We start from the raw sequence: 23,637 nt of genomic DNA, 5'->3' as shown, positions 1-23,637 counted from the left end.
TCTCAACGGAGACCGACGTTGCCCAAGGCGCTACACCGCGCCGGGCACCGGCCCACTCCGGCTCAAGGACTGCCTGCACCCGGTTTTGGGCGCGTTCGGCCCACGTACGACCACGCGACATCGACGCCTGCCCCCGCTGAAGTGATGATCAGAACACGAAGAGTAGGCAACTTGAGTGATCGCTGTAAATAAAGCTGGACGTGAATATTGCTCGCCGTAGTTCAAGCGCCAGGCCACTCCGCGCCACCAGCGCAGACCCAGCCTGAAAGTGACGCGGATCACATATATTTAGGGTTTGAAATGGCTCTTGGCCGTTAGCCTTCACCTGCGCCTGCATCAAGTCCTCCGGCGTGAGTGGGGGATCCGCGACCAGGTGCTCAGGCCGATGATGCTCAGCTCGCAATAGTCGGTCCGAATCCTCAATGGACCCTGAGTGCGTCGACGCCCGCGAGGTGTGCAACCCTCTGCGCGGTATTGCCGTATGCCGGAGGTTGCCCATGAGAACGCACTACAGTCGAGCGGGCGCAGCGGCAGGCGCATTCTTGCTGCTCAGCGCCTGCGCAGGCGGAGAGACAGGCAGATCAGCACTGCCAGCGGCCGCCACCTCGGCACCGAGTTCCTGGGCCAAACTGGCCGTTGACTGCCCATTGCTGACGGCTCAGGGCTTCTCCTCGACGACGCCGTTGAAGAGCCCGTCGACGGGACTGGAAGAGCCAGGTCAGACGCGCGTGATGTGCAGCTACCGACACCGCCCTGCGGAAGTCTCTGTCGTCAGCACTCGCCTGATAATCAGTGACGACCCAGCGGACAGCGAGGCCGGGGCCGAGGTTATCGCATCTGACCAGACCCGGAAGAAGACGGAAGGGCAGAAGGTCATTGAGCTGCCCGGCTTCGAGGGCCTGGCCACAGCCTCTGCCGACGGGTCGGGGCCGGTGGAAGCGGCGACCTCATCCAAGAACGCCTGGTTCTTCGTCATCGTCACGTTCGACAAACCCGTCAAGACCGAAGCCCAGATCACAGCACACGCCGATACGCTCGGCACCATCCTGCACGATCTGACCGGCAACCTACGCCCCGCCTGATCTGCGACCGCAACGCGGATAGGGCGCGCCTCAACACCGTCGGAGAGTCACTGACAAGCGCCTGCGCCGCGTTCGCGACGTGCACGCCCTTCCTCCCTTGTGCCCCCGGCCAGCCGAGATACCTACGCGGGCACTCGCCTATAAAACCCCAGAATGAAAGGGTCGAATCGGCCCACAGCGTGGCGGGTCCGCGACCTCTTTAGTTCGCAGTGAGCAGCTGCTACTACACCTGGGACGACAACTATCGGCATCCGTCTTACGAGGTGGGGCTTCGATCAGCGGATGCCGTGCTCGTCATCTACGGGCTGGGGATGCGGCCGACAGTCCAGCCGCGGATGCCACACCAGGCGGCAACGCTGAGGGCGTAGACGACGGCCACGGTATCGGGTCCGGACCGGGACAGGATCAAGGTGCAGAACCCGACGAGGACGGCCAGCACGACGCGTCCGGCAGGGTGCCGGACAAGGGCGGCGGCGACGGCGACGCCGGTCAACAGGCCACCGGCGGTACCGAGGATGTCGGCCCAGCCATTAAGTGCCGCAGGCACAGGGCCGTGCCACCACAGAGCGATACCAGCTATGCCGGCAGTTGCGGTGACCACCGACAGGGCGGGGAAAGCGAGCATGCTGTCCCATCCGCTTGCCGGTGGCTGCGGCAGCCGGTGGCTCACCGCGGCCAGGGCGATGGCGGCGGTGAGCAGGGGTAGAAGGGGCAGCAGCGCCCACCGCATCAGATCGGCTATCGGCTGGGCGAAGAATTCGGCTGCGGTGATGGCGAGTAGACCAGCGAGGGCGGCGCCGATCCCGGCCGCAGCGAGCAGTCCACCGGCGATCCGCGAAGGCGGCTGACCGGCCGAGCCGGATGCTGGGTTCTGGTGGACGAGCAGGGCGGCCAGGATTGCGGCGGCTTGCAGTGCGGTGACGCAGATCAGGACGCAGGCGACGGTGAGTTCGCCCCAGTTGGCCAGCACGTAGTAGCCGGGGCGGGGCCGCTGCGGGGTGCCGTTGTTGAAGTCGGCCGTGAGCAAGAAGTGGGCGTAGAGCAGCAGCGCCGCTACGGCGGGCACAGCCATGCCGAGCAGTCGGCGTAGCGGGGGCAGCGCAACCGGCCCGGGCACGGACTGGGTGGTGGACTCTGCGGCGCAGATCGCGGCGGTCATGCCGGGGTAGGGGGCTAGCTGTACCGGCCGGCCGAGCTTCGCAGCGATCGTGGCGTCGGTGCCGGGTGTCGCGGCGGCGGCACCGATGACATGGACGGCGCCGATCTGCTCGACGGTGAGGTCGGCGTTGGCGACGGCGGTTGCCGCCAGGGCGGCGGCTTGTTCGAGGGCCGGCTGGGCTGCCTGCTGCAGGCCGGCGAGGGTGAGGACCGCGGCGGGCCGGGCGGCGGGTAGGGGTACGGTCACGGCGGCTTGCCCGGTCAAGGCTTGTTTGGCGGCGCGGACGGCGGCGAGCAGAGTCCACTGCTGCCCGGCCGTGAGGTGTCCGGTCTGGGCTTTGGTCACGGCGGTGGTCAGGGCGGCGTCGATCCGGTCGCCGCCGGCGTCCGGATCGGTCAGGGTGGACAGCACCTCCCACCCTTCAAGGCCGTAGGTGACGACGGTGGCCTCGCAGCCGGAGCCCACATCGATGACGAGCGCGGTCGCACCCGGCGTCGGCGGCGATTGCGGCGCTGGGACGGCGGCCCGGGCAACCGCGACCGGTGTGGTCACCAGATGGGTCACCGGTAGGCCGGCGGTGTGACAGATGTGCCGCAGCCAGGTGTGCCGGCGTGGGCCCCACCCGGCCGGGACGACCAGCCGGACGTCGTCGATGTGTCCTCCGGCAGCCTGGACGGCTTCAGTCCGGACGTGGCGCAGCGTCGCCGCGACAAGGTCGGCGACTTCCACTGCCGTGCCGCGTACGTGAATCTGTCCCGTGCCGGCGTGCAGCGGCGAGGCAACGAACCCGTCGGGATCGTGTTCGGCGTACTGCCACGCGCGTGAGCCGACCAGGATGTGGCCGTCGGCCAAGTGGACAGCGCTGGACAGTTCTACTTGCCCGTCAAAGGCGAGCGGTATCCAGCGGCCCGGCCAGACCAGTACCGCTCGGGTGGCGACCGCCCCGTAGTCGATCGTCAATTGTGGATTCACGCGGGCCAGTGAAACAGATTCCTGCCGATACGAGATACGACGCAAGTGCTCACCAGTTCACGATGAACCGCGCCGCGAGCCACTGCGTTTCACCAGTTGTGGCCGCCTGTACGAGGCCACCCTCCCGCGCGTCGGCGCAGGTTGCACGCCCGGAGCGCGCGTGTTTCAGCGCCCGTATCCGGGCTTGCCCGGCGCCGGGTGGAATTGATCTTTAGTAATGGACGGCGACTGAATCCGCGTACCTGCGCTTCACCGACAATGAGGGGAACACCCGCCATGTTCCGGCTGATCGCCGTTGTCCGTAGGGCGCTGGCCGCGGCGCTGTTCCTGATCGGCGTGCCCTGCGCGTTCGCCGTTGCCGGCGGGATTCCCCGGCGGATGCCGTCTGTGCAGCACATCCGCGCATGGGCGCAAGCTCCGCTGGATCCGGGACAGGTCGCGACCACGGTCTGGATCGCGGCCTGGCTGGTCTGGGCAGCTCTCGCTGCCCTCGTCATGGCAGCTGTCGCGCGCCGGGTCGCGCAGGTCCGCTGGGACCGGATGATCACGCGTCTGCCCGCACCGATGCAGGGCTTGGCCGCAACCGTCCTGGGCGCGACCGCGCTGACCGCTCCGTTGACCGCGGCTGCCGCGCAGGCCGCGCCGGCGCCGGTCTCCGCCGGTAGCACGCTCGACCTTGCCTCCGCCGCGCGTGACGGTAACCAGCCCGCGCCGCAGGCCGCCGACACACCGGTCTCCCGTGACCTGCGTGACGCCGGCCCGGATCGGGTCGTCGTGCGCAAGGGAGACACTCTGTCGAGCATCGCCGAGCAGTGTCTCGGTGACGCCGACCTGTGGCCGAAGATTTTCGCGCTCAACCGGGGAACGTACTTCGACGACGTCGGCGGCCGGCTTACCGATCCCGACCGCATCTATCCCGGCTGGATCCTGCAGCTACCTACGAGCACCGATATACCGGACCGGCAGCCGCCTCGTCCCGGCGTCGGCACCCCGCAACCAGGTCCACCGCCGGCTGACTCCGCACCAGAGACGGCGCCACCCACGTCCGCTTCCCCCGACGCTACGGCCACCCCGTCCAGCACGGCCCAGCCGGGCGCCGAAACGACCGGTCCTGTGGCCACCACCGGACCTGGCGGCGCAACCGCACCCGGCAGCCCTCCCGCGAACGACCCGCACCCGGCCGACACTCCGTCGCGGCACGACGGGGCGCAGGGAGTGCGCCTGGCCAGTGGTAGCTGGCTCGACGCCGGCCTGGCCGGTGCTATCGCCGTCGCGGCCGCTCTGATCTGGAAGCATCGCCGCCGCCGCTATCACCGCCGACCGCTTTCCCCTGACCTACGCCTCGACGACCCTGACATGGCGGCCATGCCGCCCGCTGTCACCGAGATCCGCCGCCGGCTACGTGTCAGCCTCGAGCCCACCAGCACAGCGCCAAGCGCCACCGCCACCACGCTGGTCCCCCTATCGCCCGCCGCCCCCGACCGTGACAGCGAGCATGAGGTCACTGGCGGGGAGGCTGAGCACCACACCAGCCAGGCGGCCGAGACCGGCCAGACGCGTCCGAACGTCCCGACGCTGACCCATCCGGCGGCTGTGACCTGGCCCGCCGCCGGGCTCGGCCTGATCGGCCCTGGCGCCGGGGCTGCGGCCCGCGGGTTCCTGGCCGCTGCTCTCGCTGACATCGGCTCCGCAGCCCCGCCCGGGCAGGTCTTGCTGCCCGCAACTACCGCGGCCGCGCTGCTCGGCGACGCCGCGCCCACGCTGCCGCCGGAGAGCCGGGTGAGCGTCACCGCGGATCTTGCCCAAGCACTGCACCTGCTCGAGCAGCAGACCCTGCAGCGCAGCCGGTTGCTCGCCGAGCATGACGCCGACACCATCGCCGCCGTGCGCAGCGCCGACCCGCACGAACAACCGGCGCCGCCGATCCTGCTGCTGGCCGACCCCACGGACGACGCCGACCGCACGCGCATCGCTGCCGTGCTCACCCAAGGCCAGCGCCTCGACATCCACGGCATCCTCCTTGGCGCCTGGCCCGACGGCGACACCGTCGTCGTCGACGCCGACGGCTTCACCACACCCGCACCAGCCAGCAGTGGCCCACCTATCGAGCTCGGCCGGATCAGCGTGCTCACCCAAGACGACACCCTCACCCTGCTGAACGTCCTGACCGAGGCACACACCGGCCGCCCCCAGCCGGACGCCAGACCAGGGTCACCTGCGCCGACCACCACGTCGGACCGGCACGTTGCTACGGCCGGCAATCAGCCCGCCCAAGTCTTGACCGCCTTGGCGCAGCTGGGTGAGGCGAGCGCCGCTGCGGTGGCCGTGCACCTCGAGATGGCCTACCCGGCAGCGACCGCCGAACTCGTCCAGCAAGAACACGCCGGACACACCGAAACGGTCCGCACAGACACCGGCCGGACCGTATGGCGGCTCACCGACGCCGGCCGAGCCTTCCTAGCCGACACCGCAGAGACGTCAGCGGACGCCACGACCACGACCAGCACCCCCGACACCGGCATAGCCGGCAGCAGTGAAGGCCGGTACGCCGAGGTCGACACCGCGCTGCGGTGGCCTGACGGCGACACCATCTTCACCAGCGAACTTCCACCTGATGCAGCCGCCGCGGACGACCGGAAGCCGGGACGCGTTGAAGTCACTGTGCTGGGACCGGCCGGCATCGTCGCCACCAAGCCCGACCGGACACCGCGCCGCAAAGCCATCGAGCTGCTCGTCTACCTGGCCGTGCACGACGGCAGCGCCACCGTCGACGCCATCCTCGACGACCTCATGCCCGACGCCCCGGCCAGCAAAGCCCCCGAACGGCTCTACACCTACGTCTCCGACCTACGCGCCGTCATGCGCCGCATCGGCGGACCCGCCACCTACGTCACCCACCCCCGCGGGCGGTACGCACTCAACACCGACACCATCAGCATCGACCTGTGGCGCATGCGCGCCGCCATCCGCGACGCCCAGCAAACCACCAACCCGCAGCAACGCATCACCGCACTGCACCGGGTCATCGAGCTCTACCGCGGTCCCCTGGCCGCCGACACCGACTACGAATGGGCCGAGCCATACCGCGAAGCCATCCGCCAGCAAGCCCTCGACGCCCACCTCGCCCTGGCCGACGCCCTCACCCACGACCCCCTCGCCCGAGCCCAGGTGCTCGAGGCCGCCATCACGCACAGCCCCTACAGCGAACAGCTCTACCAGCAAGCCATGCGCACCCGTGCCGAACTCGGCCACCTCGACGCGATCCGCACCCTACGCCGCGACCTGACCCGAGCCCTTGCTGAGATCGACACCGAACCCGACGACCAGACCCTCACTCTCGCCGACCAGCTGACCGCCCAAACTCCACCACGAAAATGAACGCTCGACCCAGGTCAGCTCCTAGTTCAGTAATCTGCAATGATCGAACATACGTTCTATTATGCGAGGTGGAGTGGCGGCGCGGCTGGACCTATGAGCTGCGCTGGGCTCACGGCCACAGCGGCGTCCGGTCACGGACGGTCGACTCGACGGCGAAGCTGCGCGCAGTGGTCGAGTGGGCCCGGACTAACCCGCACGTCGAGAAATGCAGCTACACGGTCACCTACGAGCTGGTGGGCACACCGATCATGGCCTGCCCGGCCGGCCATTCACTGCTACAGCGCAAGGCGGCCCAGCCCTACCGCACCGAACGGCGGATGAACCGGCTGCACTGCCGTGCCTGTCCGGGACACGACCGCATCGTCTGCCCCGAATGCGGCGCTACCGTCTACGACCCGCCAGTGACCTTCGGTTGCGGGCCCATCCCGTAACGCAAGCGCCAAATCGAGTCCGCACGAGCTACGCTCACGTACAGACTCAATGATCCGGAACGGCCTCCTCCCGCCTTCACCCAACCATGCCCGAACACGACCAAATGGCGCCTTCTTCGCAGAGCCGTGGGGCCGAGCTCCGACATACCTCGCCGAGCCGATGGGACGATCTCCCGAGATCACCCGCCGCCGCGCAGTTGGCTAATCAGTGCCGGACGATCTTGCCCTAGCGCGTCGAGTGGGAGCGTCCCCCACAATGACGGGCGTGGCGAAGCGTCGGAGTCAGCTCGAGGTCGTTCGAGCCGAAGGATCGGACCGGCTGGCATTTCTGTCGGATGCTGGGATGAGCGGCCCGCACCCGACCGACGACGGGATCATCTACCGAAGCCCTAGCGTCGAGATTTCGATCTCCTACTACGGCCGTCCGGATGCCGGAGTCTTCACCACCGTGCACCGGATGGCTACCGATGAAGTCTGGCAACGAGCTGACCTGTCTTGTCTCCACGTCGCATGCGGCCAAGGCGTTCTGCAGGACGTGCCGACCAGCGCACCGAACCCAAAGGTGGCATCCAAGCGGGTCATGCAACATGCGGCGGCGCTACGCCGAATCCTTCCGAGGCTTCTGACCGACGACTCCGTCGTGCTCTTCGGTCGCTGCCATGGTCGACAGCTTCCCTCGCCAGATTAACTTCGAGAGGTCCGTAGACCGCGCACTATCGGCGGCAGATCCGGATGTCGACGAGGCCGAGGAAGGACAGGCGAGATACTCCTGCAGCGCCCGGGAATTGGCGGTCGTGCCGGTAGTCAGGCAGATTTGGACGATGCCTCTACTGGTAGTCCTCACAGGCCCGATCGCCGCCGGCAAGAACACCGTCGCCGACGCGCTGGCCAAACGCTTGACCGACCGCGGCAAGACCGTCGTCGTTGCAGATGTCGATGATGTCGCGGCGATGGTATCGACGCCCGGCGCTGCCCAGGCCGGACTGCGGTTCGCCGCCCACGAGGCTCATGGCGCACTCGTCGGCCAATGGATGCGCTCGGGGGTCGACTACGTCGTGGTCGTCGGACCGATTTACACCGAAGAAGAACAGGCGGCCCTCACCTGCGCCCTTCCGGACGATGCAGTAGCGCTATGGGCTGTCATCGACGCAACGGTAGCGGTCACGTTCGCGCGTGCGCAGGCTGACCCAAGTCGCGGGCTGTCACGCGAGCCAGATTTTCATCACGCCGCGCACCGCCGTTTCCGCGACCTGCTACCAGCGATCCCGGCCGACCACGCGTTCAACTCTGAGGAAATGGCCGCAGAACAGATCGCGACTGCAATCGAAGCCACGATCGGTGCTCTTTGACCGATCTCTCTTCGACCGCAAGCGCAGAATACCCCCCCCCCGGTCAAATGCCGGCGACGGTGCAACGCACACCGAGCGGCGATGTAGTACTCGTTCGGACGGACCCACAGTTGCGTACCGTCACCGCCTAGCGAGCCGGGCATGCGTTCTCCGCGGGCAGAAGAGTGCGCTGGTTCGCAAAGCCTTCGAGCGGTACTTCTTCCCCTGCAACACTGCGCTTCTTTCACTTTTTCGATCGGTGTGCACGGTGGCTGTAGCGTTAGTAAGAACGGCAATGCCTGGCCATGCGTCGATCAGGGGCAAGACCGCCAGCAATTCATCGGCGCGCGGTACCGCCCGCGTGAGGCAAACCGGTAAGCAGCTGGCTTGGTGTCATCCGGATAGCGGGATTTTTCGGCGGCGCTTTTGATCGCCCACATCTGCGATTAGCTCCTCTCGGACGGCAGCCGGGTCGGCACTGATCCGATCGCAAAACTCACGGGCTTGCTGATAAAGCTCTCGCACCACGTCACGATCATCGGTCGGATCAGAGTCGATTACCTGCCGTACCTTTTTAAGCGCTTTCGACGACTCGAATCCGCCATCGGCATGGCCACGGCAGTCGGTGACACGGCTGCCACTGCGGCCTTCCACTTCGACCTCGGCATCGTGTTCGACTCCGACGACCGCCACGTCGAATCGGCACACCACTTCGGTCGGGCCCTGCAGGGCTATCGACAGGCCGGTGACTCGGCGGCGAAGCAGCCTCTCTCAACGCCACCGGATGGGCCCGGCTCCACCTCGGCGCACCTGAGACAACTCTCGATCACTGCCGCCGGGCCCTCGTGCTGCACGCGCTGTCCGGAAACGCGCACGGCGAAGCATCGACGCTGGACACCTATGGACTGGCGCTCCACCGGACCGGCGACGCCGGTGCTGCTGTCGATGCTTACCGAGCCGCTCTGTCACTGATGCCTGCGGTCGGCGACCGTCATCTCGAGTCGACCATCCTCGAACACCTCGGCGACGCCTGCGAATCCTCCGGCGATCTCCTGCAGGCCCGCAGTGCCCGGCACCAGGCACTACTCATTCTGGACACTTTTCATATGGACAAGGCCGACCGGCTTCGGTCCCGGCTGCGCCGATCAGCCGTCGACTGATCCGCAGCGGGCCGCGAAGCGCACGCCACCCGACGTGCCGTCGTCATCAATAGGCGACGGGGCTCGATCCCGCATCGACCACCACCTGATTGACGAAGACCCGGGCGAACATGCGGTACCGCTTCCCGGAGTACTTGGTCGCCGAGATGGCCGAATGATGGCCGGCATTGCACCCGTCGATGCGGCTCGCCACGGTTCCCTCGACCGCATCGGCGCTGGTGTACCGGATGATGCTGAGTTCGATGTAGCATTCCCCGCCGAGGCTGCCTCGGGTATTGACGTAGATGTCGCCGTATACGGCACTGGGCGCCGAGATGCAGACGCCGACATTCCAGCGGTTCCGGCTGTAGTCGATGCATCCGCCTCCCGCCGCCATTGCCGGCGACGCCGCGACGACGATTCCTCCAGCGGCGACAACCGCAGCCGCGGCCGCGCTCGTCATTCTCCGATATCGCACAGGCTCTTCTCCTGTCGGTTGCTCGTCAATTCTTGTGTCCGATGCTTGCAGAAAGCACGAAGGCGGGACAGGCAAGAGACAGGCAATTCACCACGGCCGGTGGAGCCGGGTGACGAGCGCACGGTGTCGCACGGGAACAACCGTGGATCGAGGACGGCTCAGGTCGCTGAGGTAGCTGTGCACCGGTGAGATAACCAGGGAACCGTCGCCCACCGCCGAGGCCACCCGCTTCATCGATCCGGACTGCATGTCGCCCACAGCGAACGCGCCGGGGACGGTGTCGGCGTACGGGTTCGGGTGCAGAGCCGGGTACGCCAAAGGTGTAGAGGCTGGGCGGGTACCGCTCAGGGACGGTGTGGCGCCCCGCCGCCCGGTGACGCGCGTTCGCCGCTCACGGTGGGTAACCCAGGAGCTCGGCTGCCGCTCGGATCTCGCTTTGAGCGGGAACTCTGAAGGACGTGGTGCCCGGTGCTGACTGCCGGCCGAAGACCTACCATTGCGTATGCCCGACGAAACTGCGCAAGGCTTAGATTCGTTGAGACCGATCGATTCACCGGTGGTTGATTTCGAGATTGACTGCGGAGAGCTGGTGCCGGGTCATCGCGTCGTGTTGACCGGGTTGTCCGACAATGGTCGCTCGCGATCCGATCTCACCTCTCGCGAGCAGGAGATGGCATGCCAGACGGTGTCGCTGGAGTATGCCTTGATTCCCGGAGTGCGTCCGGACGAGGTGGTAGAGGGCTTCGACGAGGAGTTTATGCTGCTGGCGGGCTATCACGCTGACGTGGAGTTGCCGTGGACCACTGCCGGGTTCAGCGGCGTCGGTCCGAGTGGGATCGATTTGTTCGACGGCGGTGAGCGTACGAACGGCACGCTCGGCCCGTGGCCGGTACCCGACGGTGCTCGGAGGTTGACATTTGTGCTCCGCCGCCCGCCGTCTTCGCGGGTTGACCCACACACGCCGGTAGCCGGAACACTTGACGTCGACCTTGTGGAACGAGTCGCAGAGTGGGCGGAAGCAAGCTGATTTCGGCCGGATCCGGATGCCGCAGGGTCGACCTTGTACTGGGTGTAGTCGACCGCTGCTGAGCCAGCTTGGCCGCGAGCCTGCGATCGAGTGTGCCGATGTTGATAGCTGCCGTGTACTTGGTGGCGTACGCGGCTCTGCACTTTAAGCCGTACGCCGACATCCGGACGCCCGACGGACTCTGTTTACTCTTTAGACCCGAATGTCGGCAAGAGACTCGCATCGCCCACTGCAAGGACGCGCCGCCCGGTGAACGGCATCTCAGGACCGGGCCGGCCAAGTGGTGCGCACGGCGGCGTAGGAGTAAATCGCCAGCATGGCGAATGTGATCGCCTGTCCCAGGAAAAGCGACCATAGCGGTAGCAGGTAGTCGTACGGGTGCGAAGCTAGAAAGACCATGCCGAGGGGAGTGGAGGCGGTGGCTCCCAGGATAAGCCAGCCCACCCGCACCGGCGTCCACCGTCGGCTTCGCCGGGAAGCTTGGCGGGCGCCTACGAGCATGCCGATCGACACCACCAGCAGGATCGCGGTCAGCGAGACGCCGAACTAAAACGCCGCCCCGGGCACTGCCTCGAAGCAGGCATCGGACGGTTGATTGCCGCGGCCGGAGCAGAGACGAATCTCGACATCGTTGGCCGCGCCGGCAACCAGGAACATCGCGATTACGGGACCGATCACCGTCGCGAGAAGGCGAGCGACGGCAATCATCGGCTCGAGGTGGCCGAAGGGAGACGCAGCCAGCACTATCGCATAGAACATGCCGAGGATCGCTAGGGAAAACGCCGGACCGAGAAGGACGAATCCGGAGTATGTCGTTCCCTAGTCGGCGGGGCCACCAGCGACCTGGCCGTAGGTGATGGCCCAGATGACCAGCGCGCCCAGGGTGGTGAAAAGGACCGCAGTGGTGTCGCGGTGGGTGCTTATTGACGCATCCTTGGCCAATGGCCTACGCAAATAGCCTAGCAGCGCGCTGAACGCGAGCGCGGCAAGGACGCCAGCAATCTGCGAATACAACCCAGCCGTGTTGCCGAGGTCAATGTTCGAGTCAACAGCCACGTAACTCCCTTCAACGCCTGGAACCTACGCGGCGGCAAAGAGCTACACATCGCACACGTGGACGTCAGCATCGTCCACATCAGAGCTTGCGATCGGCGAAAAGGCGCATGCGGCGAACCGATCAGGTGGTCCCAGGCGTCGGAGCAGTCAGGGTCGGACTGAACGCCCGAGACTGGGCCGAACCGGGCCGGGAAACGCCACCACAGACCTTCTCAGCAAGATCGAACGCACCGCTGGCGGAACGGCGTGGGTCGACGCCTCAAGTCTCGTCACGCCACGTGACAGCTCGCCGCGCCTGCTCGGCGGCAGATCAGTACGCATTCGAGCTTCCAGCGAGGGTCTTCGCAGCACATCTGCAATTCGCGCCTCCGGCGGCTTCGTTGATACCCATCGGCTCAACCTGGCAGGTTTCGGTTGGTTCGACCGTCGAGGGTAATCGGTCTGGCCTGTCGGCCGATCTTGCGGCGCTGTTTATGTGATGGGATGCGAGGGAGGCGCTCAGGCGGGTGGAGGCGGTGTGCGAACTCACGGGCAACCGATCGTCGTGCGCGGCCCGTCCCGCTGGCAGCGAGGACGACCGCTGACTTCAGCGTCGATCCGCAACGGGGTGATTCTCGGCGCTGCTGCATCCGCGGCGATCGGTGTGATCCTGCTCAGCCAGCAGTTGTTGCTGCTCGCACTGACGCTCATCGGTGCGGCGGTCGCGGCGTTGATCGTGCTTGCTAGCGCTCTGCTCGCTCGACCGAAGGCATTCGTCACCGACCGACGGGCTTGGTATGACGTCGAGAAGTGGTGCCGGACGATCCTTGCGGCCTGGCCGCACGTCGAGGGGATAGCCGGCATCCAGGACGTCGCGTCGGTCATCGCGAGCGCACGGTGGGATATAGCTCGCCTGCAAGACGAGAAAGGTAACCTGGTCGCAGCGCGAGACGAAGCGACTTTTGCCCAGTACGGCATCGACGTCGACGACCCACTCCGGCTCGATCTGGCAGACCGGCGTGACCAGGTGATACTGCGTCTGACCGCCCTCGACGAGGAGATCGTCCGCCGGACGGATCGCCTGCGCACCCTGGCCGAGCATTGCATCCACTTGGGCTACCAGCCGAAACTCGCCGGTAAAGAATTGAAACGTCGGCGCCGTGCGCGCGAGGCGCTCGCAAAGGTCGACTCGGCGATTGTCGAGGCGGCACCATGGAACATCCGACCTGATCCGACCACGGACCTTTCCGAGCAGACCGCGATGGTCGTGGTCGCGTACCGGGAACTTATCGGCAAGAACGCTCAGGACCCACCCTCTCGCAGCTGGCACCTATAACGCTCAGTACCCGAATCCATGCTGTAGAAGGGGGCCTACCGCACGACTCGCGGCAAATGAGTGCGTCAGCGCGGCATGCCCGGTCAGCGACTAGATCCGGACACGAAAGAACCATTGTTCGTCGGGCCCTTCGCGTTGCTCCGGCTATACAGAAGATTTCGCCAGCCGCTACGGTGTCGGCTCGTGGATCTCCCCGCCGAGCTGGCTCAGGGTGTGCGCGACGCCGCCGGCGCGTGGCGGTTCGTCCGCTTGTTCGCAGCCGATTACGCGACCCACATCGTTCCCGGCCAGGGCTACGACGACGTCGAGTTGGGGAAAGGGGAGGCTCGGTTGGGAGTGACGTTGCCGGCGTCTGTGCGGGCGGCATACGCGTTGCTGAGCCGGCGTCCGGACCTGACCAGGTGCAAGATGACCTGCTGACTCCTCACCAACTCGAGTTCGACGAGACCGGTCGTGTGCTCGTGCTTCGTCTGGAGAGCCAGGGATGCACGCAATGGGGTATCCCGTTGTCGGCGTTGGGTGAAGCTGATCCGCCGGTGGTGTTTCGTGGTGTCGCGGCCTGGCATCCGTTCCTTACACGATTCCCCTGGCTTGCGTGGAAATGGTGCTGTCGGAGTGGGTCGTCGGTGGTGCACCGTACGGGATCAACTGTCAGCCGCGGGAAGAAACGATCGTGTTGCTGGAGCAGCGGTTGCGTCGGCTCCCGCTGCCGGATTATCCCGCCTGGTGGTGGCCTGCCGGCGGCCCGGTGAAATGGTTCGAGGCATCCGGGCCATGCTGCTAGAGCACCCAGACACCTGGTTGTGGGTCGGAGCACATTCGCTGGAGGGGATAGCCGCAATGCGGTAGGTACTCCCCGAAGACTGGTCGAACAGCTACGAATAGAATCGAGAGAGTTCTGCGGCTGCGTCCAGCGAGCCCGACGGCTCAGCGGTCGCCGCCGACATCATGACGTTCGCCGTAGTGGTCCGCCGCGCAGAGCGCACGATCAGCGGCATGATAGTTAATTAAACCGATCATGAGGTTTCTAAAGCGATGCGAGCCGCTCGCAGGTGCGGTTGAAGTCGCGATCCGCAAGGCCGACAGCCGTTTTATTTAGCTTCTGTGTGCGCCGTTTTCGGCCCAGTCGACGAAGTCGGGATGGCCAGCAACCGGATTAATCTGTCGTAGTCGGTGAGGTCGGCGTCGTTGAGGACTTCGCGCCATTGGCCGGGCTTGCCGGAGCGGACAAGGCATTGTTGTTTATGAACAGGTTGAGCCGCTCGTCGGGGGCCAACTGGTGGGCCTTGGCGTCACCCGCACCCATCGACGGCGTAGATCGAGTTCGGCGCCAGCCGGCCCTTACAGAAACCCGCTGTGGACGACGTCAGCCCCGGCTGGTTCGGAGTCAACCCCAACGCCATCGCTTCATCCCTCCCCGCACCCGACGATCAGCCTGGCACAACCACCGACCCACCAGAAGACCCCACGAAAAACACCAGTCACCTAGAACGCCGCAGCGACCGCGCTGCCGGTCTCGGCTGCGGTGAGATAGCGCTCGACGGAGTGCGCCGCCACGCCATTGTCGATCTCCACGTCGACCACACCGTCGCCGAACATCTTGCGGAGGCGCGGCTCCAGCGCGACGAAGTCGGCCGCGTCGCTGATGTTGACCCATCGCTGCACTCCTGGCCAGCGGCCGGGCTCCGGACGAAGCCGGTCGTAAACAATGTGGCGGACACCCAGCGGCGACCCCAGCGAGACGAAGTCGGTCACTTGCCACTCTGGGTGGGAGCAAAGCGCCTCGTACGCGATCACCGAGCCCAGCGAGTGGGCCACGACGACTTTGGTGTCCGCATTGATCTGCGCTACGAATCGCTTTTGCATGTCCGCCCGGATCGCCGGATCGAGCAGGTATCCACGGAACTGACGCAACCAGAACGCGATCATTCCCTCGGTGGTCCTCGCCAAGAACTTCGCCCCCGCGATCGCGTTCAGAGCAGTCCGCACTGTCGAGCGGATTCCCAGAGTAGTGGCGTCGGGCGGCATGACGTACGGGTCGCGGGCGGCAGCCTCGGTCCACCAGGCCATGAGGAGTTCCTGCTCGAATAGGTCTTTGATGTCGGCTTCATCCTCGTCGCCTTCATCACCCAGGAACCGGCCCGGCGTGCGGAACAAGTCACCCCAGGCCACGCAGGCCACGTCGTCGGCCGTCAGGAGGTCGCCGAGGCCGGCCAACTCGAGTCCGCCCAGCAGCGCGGGCGTCCACAATGCAGCCATTGACGACGCCGTCGTGAAGGTGTTGTTGATCCCGTGCACCACTACGACGCGCGCCACATCGCACCTCCGGTAGCTGACGCTAGCAACTCCAATCGCGTGCGCCGAGACCTGATCGAGTGATTCACCGGCCTAAAGGCCTGCGATATAGTTCCCGATCCACGATGAAACGGATCGGGGCAGGCATGGGCGAACGACTGTTCATCGGTGTCGCGACCACCCGCTATCCCGCACATCCGACCGCCGAAGACCGTCCTGAGCTGGCGGCCGGACTGCGCGCCATGCGCGACCTGTTTGTCGACGATCTCGGCTACACGGAGGTTCCCGGGTTCGGCGCCGACCTGACCATGGAACAGCTCCGTACGCGTCTCGGTGCCGTCCTCACCGATCCTCGACGCAGCGCCGAGGACGTGATCACCTTCTACTACACCGGTCATGGCGTGGTCGAGGAGGACGAGTTCGCACTGCTCTTCCCGGAGACCACGGAGAACATCTGGCACACCGGGCTTCCCGGCTCGCAGTTGGCCACTTGGCTGCTGCGCGGCACCATCGTCCGGCGGATGCTGATCGTCCTTGATACTTGCCACGCCGGGGCGGGCGGCATCCATCTGGTCGAGGAATCGTTGAAGAAGCTCCGACGTCAGCGCGCCGCCCAACAGAGCCGTGACACCGCGGTGGTCTGGGGTGCTCGGCCACGGCAGAAGGCGGAGAGCCTCGCCTTCACCAAGTCGTTCATCCAGGCCGTACACCATCCAGCGAGCGGCGGCGCCGAGCCCGACTACCTCCCGCTCGATTACCTAGTCAGCCGGATTAACGAGTCACCCCCGCTGTGGCAGGAGGCCACCCTCATCCAGGCGGGCGCCGGCGTCGGGATCTTCCTTCCCAACCCACGTTTCGACCCCCGCCTGCACGGATTCGACCTACGGACCCGCAGCGACGAGCAGGAGAAGCTGCGCGAGCAGGAGATGGTTGGACACGTCTGGCCCCGCGCGCAGGGCCTCGACGCGCCGGCCCAAGGACGCTGGCTATTTACCGGTCGGACAGTAGCGCTGCGCTACCTCAGCGGATGGCTATCCGCTGATCCGGACGACGAGCCGAACCTTGTCATCACCGGCGGACCCGGCTCAGGCAAATCGGCTCTGCTCTCCCGGTTCTTCGTGCTGAGCGACCCGAAGCGGCGAGCCCGTATTCCCAATGACAACCTCGGCGACTACGAGCTGCCCGACGTTCCGACGATTGAGCGATTCATCCACGCGCGCGGTATGACCGCGACCGAGCTTCTCGCCGGCATTTGCGAGGCCGTCCAAGTCGACGCGACAACGGTGGCCGACCTCGTCGCGATCCTTCGCCGTCGCACCGGACCGCCGGTCACGGTCGTAGTCGACGCCGTGGACGAGGCAGCGAACTCTCGGGAGGCGGTCAGCATCGTGCTCGCGCCGCTGCTGCGCAACAGCGTTCCGCGGAGCCTACGTTTATTAATCGGCACCCGAGAGCATCTGGTCGACGCACTGCCCGCCCGACAGATCAACATCGACAGCAGCGAGTTTGCCGATCCGGCTAGCGTGACCGAGTACGCGCGCCGCTGCCTGGTCGACTTGGTCACGACCAGTCCTTATCGGAACCGCCAATCCGTAGCCGCGCAGGTGGCGGAAGCGATCGGAGCGGCCGCCGGCACGACGTTTCTGGTGGCGCTGATCGTCGCGCGTACCTTCGCATTGCGTCCAGCGGTTGTGCCGGATCCGTCGGACCTGGCTTGGCGGGGCAGCCTCCCCGGACGGGCCGCCGAGGGGATGCAATTCGACATCGACGAGCGCCTGGGAGAGCGGGCTGCAGACGCCCGCAACCTGCTGCGGCCGCTTGCCTACGCCCAGGGTATGGGCCTGCCCTGGGAGAACGTCTGGGGCGAGGTGGCCTCCACCATGGCCGGCCGCTCCTACACCGACGACGACATTCAATGGCTCGAACGCGAGGCGGGCTACTACATCATCGAGACCAAGGAGGCACAGCGGTCCTGCTACCGTCTGTTCCACGAGTCTCTCGCCGAGCACCTGCGCGACGGCGACGACGCCGAGGTTCATCGCCGGATCGTGAAAGCCCTCCGCGATCTCGTTCCGGCCGGCGTATGGCGTGACAGCCATCCCTACATCCGGCGTTACTTCGCAGGCCACGCGGCCGAAGCCGGCGAGATCGACAGCTACATGAACGACCCAGAATTCTTGATGTCCGCCGACCGCGGCCGGCTGCTGACCGCGGCGCTCAGAACCAGGACCGTGCAGGGGCGGCGTGCCGCAATCGCCTTCCAACAGGCCTCCCAGGCTTCATCGGGCGACTTCGCCTCGCGGGCCTCTTACCTCGAACTGGCCGCCCACCAATATCGCGCCGATGAGCTGGCCACCGAGATCAAACGTCGGGCGATCCCGCGGCCCTGGAGCACCGCGTATGCAACATGGACGCCGTCGGCGCCACACCGCGTGCTCTGTCGCCTGGGACGGCCCGTCGGGCGGATCGGGATGCTGGAGCACGACGGCCAGCCCTACGTGATGGTGCTGACTTCCGAGCAGGCTCAAGCCATCAATCTGATGAACGGCGAGGTGGCCCGCCGCCAGCTGCGTCAGCCAGCGTCGTTCGACGGCATGATCGGCGACGCCGCTTCCGGGCAAGTACACGTGCCATCTGGGCGGCGGCTGGCCACGTTCTCGCTGACGGGACGGCGTCGTCGAAGCCGACGGATCGGTGGAGCGAGTGCCGTGCGGGAGACTGTGGTACAGGGCGCTCCGGTCGGGTGCCTGCTTCGAGACGATCGGCTATACCTGGTGGATCCTGCGAACGGGCGGGTCACTCGGACAATTTGGTACCAACACGGGGCCATCATCGACCTCTTCGAGCCGGCGGTCCTGCGGCAGCGGTCGAAGCTGCTGCTCCTTGACCGCACTGCCTTGCTGCACGTACTGGATGTCGAGACGCGTCGGATCGAGGCGACCATCCCGGTAGGCGATGATGCGGTCGACCACATCTTCGGTATGTCGCTGCCTGGCCGGGAGGTGGTCTGTCTCATCAGCCGGCAAAGGCTGTGGGACGCGTTCGACAAGTCGGCGCAGGACCTGTCGACTGCCGAAGGGCCCGGGGAGCAGGTTCGCTATCAGAGCCAGCAGAGCTTCCAATGCTGGGATGTCGCCGCTCCGGAGGCCGGACCTGCTACGGCGTATCGGCTCGAGGAAAAGGTAACTTCGGTAGCGCCATCAGTGATGGAGAACCGGCCGGTTGTCATCACCGGTGGCGAGGACGGGCTGGTTCGTATCCGGGACGAGACCGGCCGAGTGATCGGCGAGCTCTACGGGCATCGGGCAAAAGTCACGTCGCTGGTCGTCTGGACGTCGGTCGAGCTGGAGTCAATGGTGGTGTCCGGTGGGTCGGACGGCACCGTGCGCACCTTCGATCTGCAGCGGAATCTCTTCACGCGGGATGTGGTCGAGAACCGTCCCTCCGCCGGCCCTCCTAGCGATCCCGCATCCTCGCGGGTTCTGGAGGGCTCAAGCGCACTTGCGAGCGGCGGTCCCTGGAATCGACAGGGGATCTCAACCGTAGACATGGCGGTCATGCGATCTAGTCGAGACTCGATCGCCGTGACCGCAGGAGGAGACGACGGCTGCATCTATACGTGGGATGTCGCGGCCGGAAAGCTGCTCGACTACTGGTTCGCGCACCCCGGCGGAGCCTTGGCCGTGGCCACGGTCCGTACGTCAAAGCGGGTAGGAGGGCACGCAATCGTTTTCTCCGGTGGTGGTGACGGCGCCGTCAAGGCGTGGGACTGGCATCGAGGTGAGTTGATGTCGATCGTGTGGTTCAAACCGCAGCGAAGAGTTACCGCCCTCGGCGGTATCGAGTTCGGCTCGGCATCGGCGCTGATCGTAGGCTGCGACAACGGCGAGCTGCACCTGATCGCGCTGTCAGGCCGTGACCTGGCTCTCCCGATCAAGGTGGGCGGCCTGGTGGAGTTTGTGGTCGCCGCGGAGTCGCAGAGCAAGATCATCGTTCAAGCGGACGGCCGGCTCACGGCGATCGCGCTCCGTAAAGGAAGTCTGGCCGAACGCCGTCCGATCCACCTGTCGCCCCTGCGGGGCGATGCAGCCGCCGTTGCCAGCCTGGCGTATGGCCGCAACAGTCAGGCGTGGGCCGCAGCGGTCGGCGACGGAGTTCTGCACTACGACATCAGCAGTGGCGGAACGGCCCAGATCGAGGTCTGGTCGGCGGTCCGGTCGGTAGAAATCGACGACAGCGGGCTGCTGATCGTGGGCGCAGCCGACGGTGTCGCCGCGTTGTCGGTGGAGCCAGGTGATCACTCCTCACCCGGCGGATCGTACGGTGAGGCGCTCAGACTGCTGGCCCTCGCCGGGGCTCCGCTGCCAGATTTGGACGGAAGGATCGTCTCCCGCGGCTCGTTCGACACGCATCGACTCGACACGTCGCTTGGGACGAAGGACGACCGTGCCCGCTTCGATCGCGGCGGTGCCGCGATGCTCCCGTTCGTCGGTGTGCTCGTGACGATGGTGGCCATGCTGTACCTAGCCTTCTACCTGGTGGTGCCCTACCTCGCGGCTGACCACACCGCCTCCGACAAGTCTGGTCGCCTCGGAACGATGACCAGCGTCGTGCAGTCGGCGTGCAAACCTTCCTCGTCGCTGTATGGGCTACCGATAAATCTCTGCCGCCTGCTGCACTGACCGTTTCAACCGTAGACACCTCGCGCTTGGTCACGCACCAGCTTGCCGCGCTCCACCTCAAGCACCCGTCGCCTCATCTGGTTGACGATGTTCGCGTCGGTCGTCGTCATGATCACAGTCGTACCGGTCCGATTGATGCGGTCGAACAGCCGCATGAGCTCGATGGCGGAATCCGGGTCGACGGCGGCCGTCGGCTCGTCCGCGAGCAGCATGAGCGGTTGGTTGATGAATGCCCGGGCCGCCATGACGCGACGCTGGTCGATGCCGGAGAGCTCATGCGGATAGTGGTGCTCCCGCCCGCCCATGCCGACGAGCTCCAGCATTTCCGGCACCACTCGCCGAGCCAGGGCCTTAGTCTTTCCGAGGAGTTCCAGCGTCATTGCTACGTTTTCGTAGGCGGTCCGGTTATAGGCCAGCTCATACTCCTGAGACATGAAGCCGATAGCGCGCCGGTGATTCGCAAACTGCCGGAAGCTTGCGCGCGACAGGTCTCGGTTGTTGACCGTGACCGTGCCCCATGTTGCCTCTACCTGGCGCATCAGTAGCCGAATGATGCTCGTCTTGCCGCTACCCGTTGGTCCGATGATGAACGCGAACTCGCCCCTCGCTATCTCGAATGAGAGGTTGCTCAGCGTGGCCCGTCGCGTCCCCGGGAACACGAGCGAGACGTGGGAGAACGTGATCATCGGGCTCCTCGGGACGACGGCAACGTCCGGCAATTATGAGCCCGGGTGCGAGGGAATCGTCCGACGCGCCCCGATCGAGGTCAGCTCGGTGCGAACTTCTGGGCCGGTCTTCAGTTCTGGCGGTGGCCGCGGATTCTCCATCTGGACGAGTGTGGCATCGACCACTGACCTGAAACTTTGGTCGTTCTCCCGGCTCCTGGCAGCCGACCCGCGTCCGCTCGTTGAACCGCGCGCGCCGGCCCATCGGTTGGCAGGATGCTGCCGCCACTTCACCCTCTTCGCTGTCGCCGCACTACGCGCACATGGCGTCCCCGCTCGCGCCCGCTGGGTTTCGCCCGGTATTTCGTCCCCAGCATGCACATCGACCACTGGTAGCTGAATGCTGGGATGCGGTCAGATCCCGGGTCAGCCAACGTAGCGGCCAAACCTGTTCCCCGTGATGCCGTCGATACGACGCCGCGCGACCCCTGCGCGACACCGAGGTCGTCACGTGCCTGCCGTCCGATCTTGGCCTGCATGACATCTGACGGGTATCCGGCACTTGCGGCGTGGCGCAGCAGTCCATGATCGACTTGGCGGTACTTTTCGGGCATGGCAATGAGGACCCGGCGCAGTGTGCTGTGGGGGTTGCCTGTTCTTGTGGTGATGGTGCTGGCGCTGTTCGGCGCTTCGCAGGGCCTGACCACTTCCGGTGTCGCCGGATCCGTTCGCAGCGTCGCGGCTTCGGCCGCGGACCACGCCGTAGCTTTGTCGGCTACCGCGTCTGCGGATGTTGAGCCGGAGCTTTCGACCGCTCCTTCCCGTTCTGCCGAGTCTGTTGCCGACCGCTCGCTGCCGCTGTTCGACCAAGTTGCTGCGGCTGTCCGCGGCTCCCGCGCACCGCCCGCCGACGTCGCCTGACCGTCCGCGCCTGAGTGGCGTGCGGCGGTCGCAGCACGCCGTTCCGGGGCCCCGCGACGGCGATCGACGACGCGGATGGATTGCTGTTGTGAACGTGGTTGCGGACATGCTGCTGACCGAACTCACCCCGCTGGTCATCTGGGGAAGCCTGCTCGTGATGACCGTTCCGGCGGTGCTGCTGCTGGGCAGCCCGCACGTGCTGCGCGAACCGGGGCGGGCGCTGCGGGAACTGTTCGCCGCATTGCGTCGTATGAAGCCGGCACGTCCGTCGCCGCAGCAAGCCGCGGACGCCGTGCGGTTCGCGGCCGAGGTGCGCGTCGCCGCCGACCGCGCCGTCGCTGCCGCCGAGCAGTGGCGGCGGCGGTGGGAGCACGCCAACCAGCAGCAGGACCTTGACTGGCAGGCGTGGATCGACGCCGACGCGCGGCTGCGGGACAGCCGGGCGGCGGCCGCCTTCCGCCTGTCGTGGTCGGCGCCGTCGTGTGCGGAGTACGCGGAGCGGGAGCGTTTCCTGCATCGGACGGTGGCGACAGCGGTGGAACGAGGCGATCTGCCGGCAGCGGCGCTGGCCGATGCGCTCGCCGGCCGCAACGGCTGGGACGCCCGCCTGCACCCACTCGAGCAGCAGCTGGTCGTCGACCGGGCCGTCGCGGCCTACCGTCGTCGCCGCTACGACCTGTCGGCTCAAGCCGAGCAGGCCGCCTGGAACGATGCCGACGCAGCTGAGGGTGCCGCCCGCGCCCTCCGGCGTACGGCTCAAGAAGCCGCCGCCGGTGCCGTCGGCCTGCGTCTCCCGCTTCCAGCCGGCGCTGCTCGCGGCGCCCGTACTCGGCTAGTGCCCGTCTCGGCGATGTGACCCTGGCCGACCTGTCCGCGCCACTGCGAGTGGCGCGCGGCCGTGTGGACCCAGACGAGAGTCCACGGAGTTCAAGTCGCTCTGATCTATCTGCGAGCGATCGCGACCGCCAACTTGTCCAACACGTTGTCAGGATCAGCCTGGATTTCCGGGTTTTCTTGCAAGATTTCGACCTCGGCTTCGGACAGGGTGCGCACGGTTATGTTTGTGCCAGCAGGTCCTTCGGTCTTGATCACGAGGATCGAGTCGATCAAAACACACGCACGCGGAATTCTCGCGAGGCCGTCAACGAGCGATGCGACGCGTCGTGCGGCCTCCAAGTCGCTCAACATTCTCATCCTCATAGAGATCAAAAACCCTAGTTTCTTGAAGTCCACGATAAGGCGGTAGTCCACCCATCTGCGCCTGCCCGCCGAGAGCGACCCCACTCCGGCAGAGGAGCTCGTGAAACGCCGGAGGTACGGTGGACCCGTGTAGGAGCGACCGGGGGTGATAGCGGTCATCGACCGCGCTGCCTCGCGTACCGTCGTCACTGCTCCTAGCTGTCCGCTCAGGCCAAGTAAGACCGCCTGGCACGCCGCGGCACGCTGGCCAGTTCAAGATCTACGGTCCACGACGCTCAGTTTGTGATCCTTTGGGAACGCGACTTCGGCAGCTCGGACCATGCTCGCGGTCATTGCGCAGACCTCCCAGCCCGCCGCCAGCGATGTGGTCGGGGACAGGCACGCGGGCCCCAGGCGGACCACTAAGAGCCGAGAACCTCCGGCTACTGGATGCGGCTATCGCCAGCGTCGCGCGGGCGCCGGGCAGTGAACTGACATTGCGGCGACCGCGGCGATAAGTCCACGCCAGG

At 66.2% G+C, this 23,637-nt stretch carries 22 protein-coding genes; 14 read left to right on the top strand and 8 right to left on the bottom strand.

The genetic code is table 11. The features are described 5' to 3' along the window. The first annotated feature begins 497 nt into the window (after nucleotides 1-497). Nucleotides 498-1,082: a hypothetical protein gene (locus tag OWR29_RS26455; RefSeq protein WP_267565948.1), complete on the top strand. Its 585-nt coding sequence runs from the start codon at nucleotides 498-500 to the stop codon at nucleotides 1,080-1,082. Nucleotides 1,083-1,380: 298 nt separating this feature from the next. Here OWR29_RS26455 and OWR29_RS26450 read toward each other — a convergent pair whose 3' ends face one another. Next, nucleotides 1,381-3,213 carry an Hsp70 family protein gene (locus OWR29_RS26450; RefSeq protein WP_267565947.1) on the bottom strand — a complete coding sequence of 611 codons (1,833 nt, stop codon included), beginning with the start codon at nucleotides 3,211-3,213 and terminating at the stop codon, nucleotides 1,381-1,383. Between the two features lie 276 nt (nucleotides 3,214-3,489). Here OWR29_RS26450 and OWR29_RS26445 point away from each other — a divergent pair, with 276 nt between their 5' ends. The 4 genes from OWR29_RS26445 to OWR29_RS26430 all read left to right on the top strand — a co-directional run bounded on the left by OWR29_RS26445 (nucleotide 3,490) and on the right by OWR29_RS26430 (nucleotide 8,371). After that, on the top strand, nucleotides 3,490-6,591 hold the full coding sequence (locus OWR29_RS26445; RefSeq protein WP_267565946.1) for an AfsR/SARP family transcriptional regulator: 3,102 nt from the start codon (nucleotides 3,490-3,492) through the stop codon (nucleotides 6,589-6,591). 68 nt (nucleotides 6,592-6,659) lie between these two features. Next, nucleotides 6,660-7,022: a hypothetical protein gene (locus OWR29_RS26440; RefSeq protein ID WP_267565945.1), complete on the top strand. Its 363-nt coding sequence runs from the start codon at nucleotides 6,660-6,662 to the stop codon at nucleotides 7,020-7,022. A 265-nt stretch (nucleotides 7,023-7,287) separates the two neighbouring features. Continuing rightward, the gene (locus tag OWR29_RS26435) at nucleotides 7,288-7,710 is read left to right on the top strand and encodes a hypothetical protein (protein ID WP_267565944.1); all 423 of its coding nucleotides are present in this window, start codon (nucleotides 7,288-7,290) and stop codon (nucleotides 7,708-7,710) included. Beyond that, nucleotides 7,682-8,371 (top strand): AAA family ATPase, encoded by a 690-nt coding sequence (locus OWR29_RS26430; protein WP_267565943.1) that lies wholly within the window; start codon nucleotides 7,682-7,684, stop codon nucleotides 8,369-8,371. The genes OWR29_RS26435 and OWR29_RS26430 overlap by 29 nt, the downstream gene beginning before the upstream one ends. 372 nt (nucleotides 8,372-8,743) lie before the next feature. Here the strand turns inward: OWR29_RS26430 and OWR29_RS26425 are convergent, their stop codons facing one another. Further along, nucleotides 8,744-9,043, bottom strand: coding sequence for a hypothetical protein (locus tag OWR29_RS26425; protein ID WP_267565942.1), 300 nt, complete (start codon nucleotides 9,041-9,043; stop codon nucleotides 8,744-8,746). Nucleotides 9,044-9,195: 152 nt separating this feature from the next. On the opposite strand from OWR29_RS26425, the gene OWR29_RS26420 reads away from it, so the two are divergent. Beyond that, nucleotides 9,196-9,510, top strand: coding sequence for a hypothetical protein (locus OWR29_RS26420; protein WP_267565941.1), 315 nt, complete (start codon nucleotides 9,196-9,198; stop codon nucleotides 9,508-9,510). A gap of 46 nt (nucleotides 9,511-9,556) precedes the next feature. On the opposite strand, the gene OWR29_RS26415 is transcribed toward OWR29_RS26420, so the two are convergent. Both OWR29_RS26415 and OWR29_RS26410 read right to left on the bottom strand, forming a co-directional pair. Then, nucleotides 9,557-9,952, bottom strand: coding sequence for a hypothetical protein (locus tag OWR29_RS26415; protein WP_267565940.1), 396 nt, complete (start codon nucleotides 9,950-9,952; stop codon nucleotides 9,557-9,559). A 102-nt stretch (nucleotides 9,953-10,054) separates the two neighbouring features. Further along, on the bottom strand, nucleotides 10,055-10,285 hold the full coding sequence (locus tag OWR29_RS26410; protein WP_267565939.1) for a hypothetical protein: 231 nt from the start codon (nucleotides 10,283-10,285) through the stop codon (nucleotides 10,055-10,057). A gap of 184 nt (nucleotides 10,286-10,469) precedes the next feature. On the opposite strand from OWR29_RS26410, the gene OWR29_RS26405 reads away from it, so the two are divergent. Together OWR29_RS26405 and OWR29_RS26400 are read left to right on the top strand one after the other, a co-directional pair. Continuing rightward, complete coding sequence (locus OWR29_RS26405; protein WP_267565938.1) at nucleotides 10,470-10,994, top strand: hypothetical protein; 525 nt, start codon at nucleotides 10,470-10,472, stop codon at nucleotides 10,992-10,994. A gap of 480 nt (nucleotides 10,995-11,474) precedes the next feature. Continuing rightward, the gene (locus tag OWR29_RS26400) at nucleotides 11,475-11,768 is read left to right on the top strand and encodes a hypothetical protein (RefSeq protein ID WP_267565937.1); all 294 of its coding nucleotides are present in this window, start codon (nucleotides 11,475-11,477) and stop codon (nucleotides 11,766-11,768) included. A 45-nt stretch (nucleotides 11,769-11,813) separates the two neighbouring features. On the opposite strand, the gene OWR29_RS26395 is transcribed toward OWR29_RS26400, so the two are convergent. Beyond that, nucleotides 11,814-12,050, bottom strand: a complete 237-nt coding sequence (locus tag OWR29_RS26395) for a hypothetical protein (protein ID WP_267565936.1) — start codon at nucleotides 12,048-12,050, stop codon at nucleotides 11,814-11,816. Between the two features lie 517 nt (nucleotides 12,051-12,567). Between OWR29_RS26395 and OWR29_RS26390 the strand changes: the two genes are divergently transcribed. The 3 genes from OWR29_RS26390 (at nucleotide 12,568) to OWR29_RS26380 (ending at nucleotide 14,149) form a co-directional block, all read left to right on the top strand. After that, nucleotides 12,568-13,365 (top strand): hypothetical protein, encoded by a 798-nt coding sequence (locus tag OWR29_RS26390; RefSeq protein ID WP_267565934.1) that lies wholly within the window; start codon nucleotides 12,568-12,570, stop codon nucleotides 13,363-13,365. 183 nt (nucleotides 13,366-13,548) lie between these two features. Beyond that, entirely contained in the window at nucleotides 13,549-13,785 is a 237-nt protein-coding gene (locus OWR29_RS26385; RefSeq protein WP_267565932.1) for a hypothetical protein, read from the top strand. A gap of 175 nt (nucleotides 13,786-13,960) precedes the next feature. After that, the gene (locus OWR29_RS26380) at nucleotides 13,961-14,149 is read left to right on the top strand and encodes a hypothetical protein (RefSeq protein WP_267565930.1); all 189 of its coding nucleotides are present in this window, start codon (nucleotides 13,961-13,963) and stop codon (nucleotides 14,147-14,149) included. Nucleotides 14,150-14,850: 701 nt separating this feature from the next. Here the strand turns inward: OWR29_RS26380 and OWR29_RS26375 are convergent. Beyond that, nucleotides 14,851-15,681 carry a hypothetical protein gene (locus OWR29_RS26375; protein WP_267565928.1) on the bottom strand — a complete coding sequence of 277 codons (831 nt, stop codon included), beginning with the start codon at nucleotides 15,679-15,681 and terminating at the stop codon, nucleotides 14,851-14,853. Between the two features lie 104 nt (nucleotides 15,682-15,785). On the opposite strand from OWR29_RS26375, the gene OWR29_RS26370 reads away from it, so the two are divergent. Continuing rightward, entirely contained in the window at nucleotides 15,786-20,342 is a 4,557-nt protein-coding gene (locus OWR29_RS26370) for a caspase family protein (protein WP_267565926.1), read from the top strand. Between the two features lie 5 nt (nucleotides 20,343-20,347). Here OWR29_RS26370 and OWR29_RS26365 read toward each other — a convergent pair whose 3' ends face one another. Continuing rightward, on the bottom strand, nucleotides 20,348-21,028 hold the full coding sequence (locus tag OWR29_RS26365) for a cell division ATP-binding protein FtsE (RefSeq protein ID WP_267565924.1): 681 nt from the start codon (nucleotides 21,026-21,028) through the stop codon (nucleotides 20,348-20,350). Nucleotides 21,029-21,619: 591 nt separating this feature from the next. On the opposite strand from OWR29_RS26365, the gene OWR29_RS26360 reads away from it, so the two are divergent. Together OWR29_RS26360 and OWR29_RS26355 are read left to right on the top strand one after the other, a co-directional pair. Continuing rightward, complete coding sequence (locus tag OWR29_RS26360) at nucleotides 21,620-21,928, top strand: hypothetical protein (protein WP_267565922.1); 309 nt, start codon at nucleotides 21,620-21,622, stop codon at nucleotides 21,926-21,928. Between the two features lie 88 nt (nucleotides 21,929-22,016). Then, a complete protein-coding gene (locus OWR29_RS26355) occupies nucleotides 22,017-22,784 on the top strand; it encodes a hypothetical protein (protein ID WP_267565920.1) in 768 nt (255 codons plus the stop codon). Between the two features lie 86 nt (nucleotides 22,785-22,870). Here OWR29_RS26355 and OWR29_RS26350 read toward each other — a convergent pair whose 3' ends face one another. Then, the gene (locus OWR29_RS26350; RefSeq protein ID WP_267565918.1) at nucleotides 22,871-23,161 is read right to left on the bottom strand and encodes a hypothetical protein; all 291 of its coding nucleotides are present in this window, start codon (nucleotides 23,159-23,161) and stop codon (nucleotides 22,871-22,873) included. Nucleotides 23,162-23,637: the final 476 nt, after the last annotated feature.

The sequence above is a fragment of the Paractinoplanes pyxinae genome (assembly GCF_026626335.1).
In the GTDB taxonomy this organism is placed as follows: Bacteria; Actinomycetota; Actinomycetes; order Mycobacteriales; family Micromonosporaceae; genus Actinoplanes; species Actinoplanes pyxinae.
Note: the sequence above shows the minus strand (reverse complement) of the source record. Positions and strands in the feature narration are given on the sequence as shown.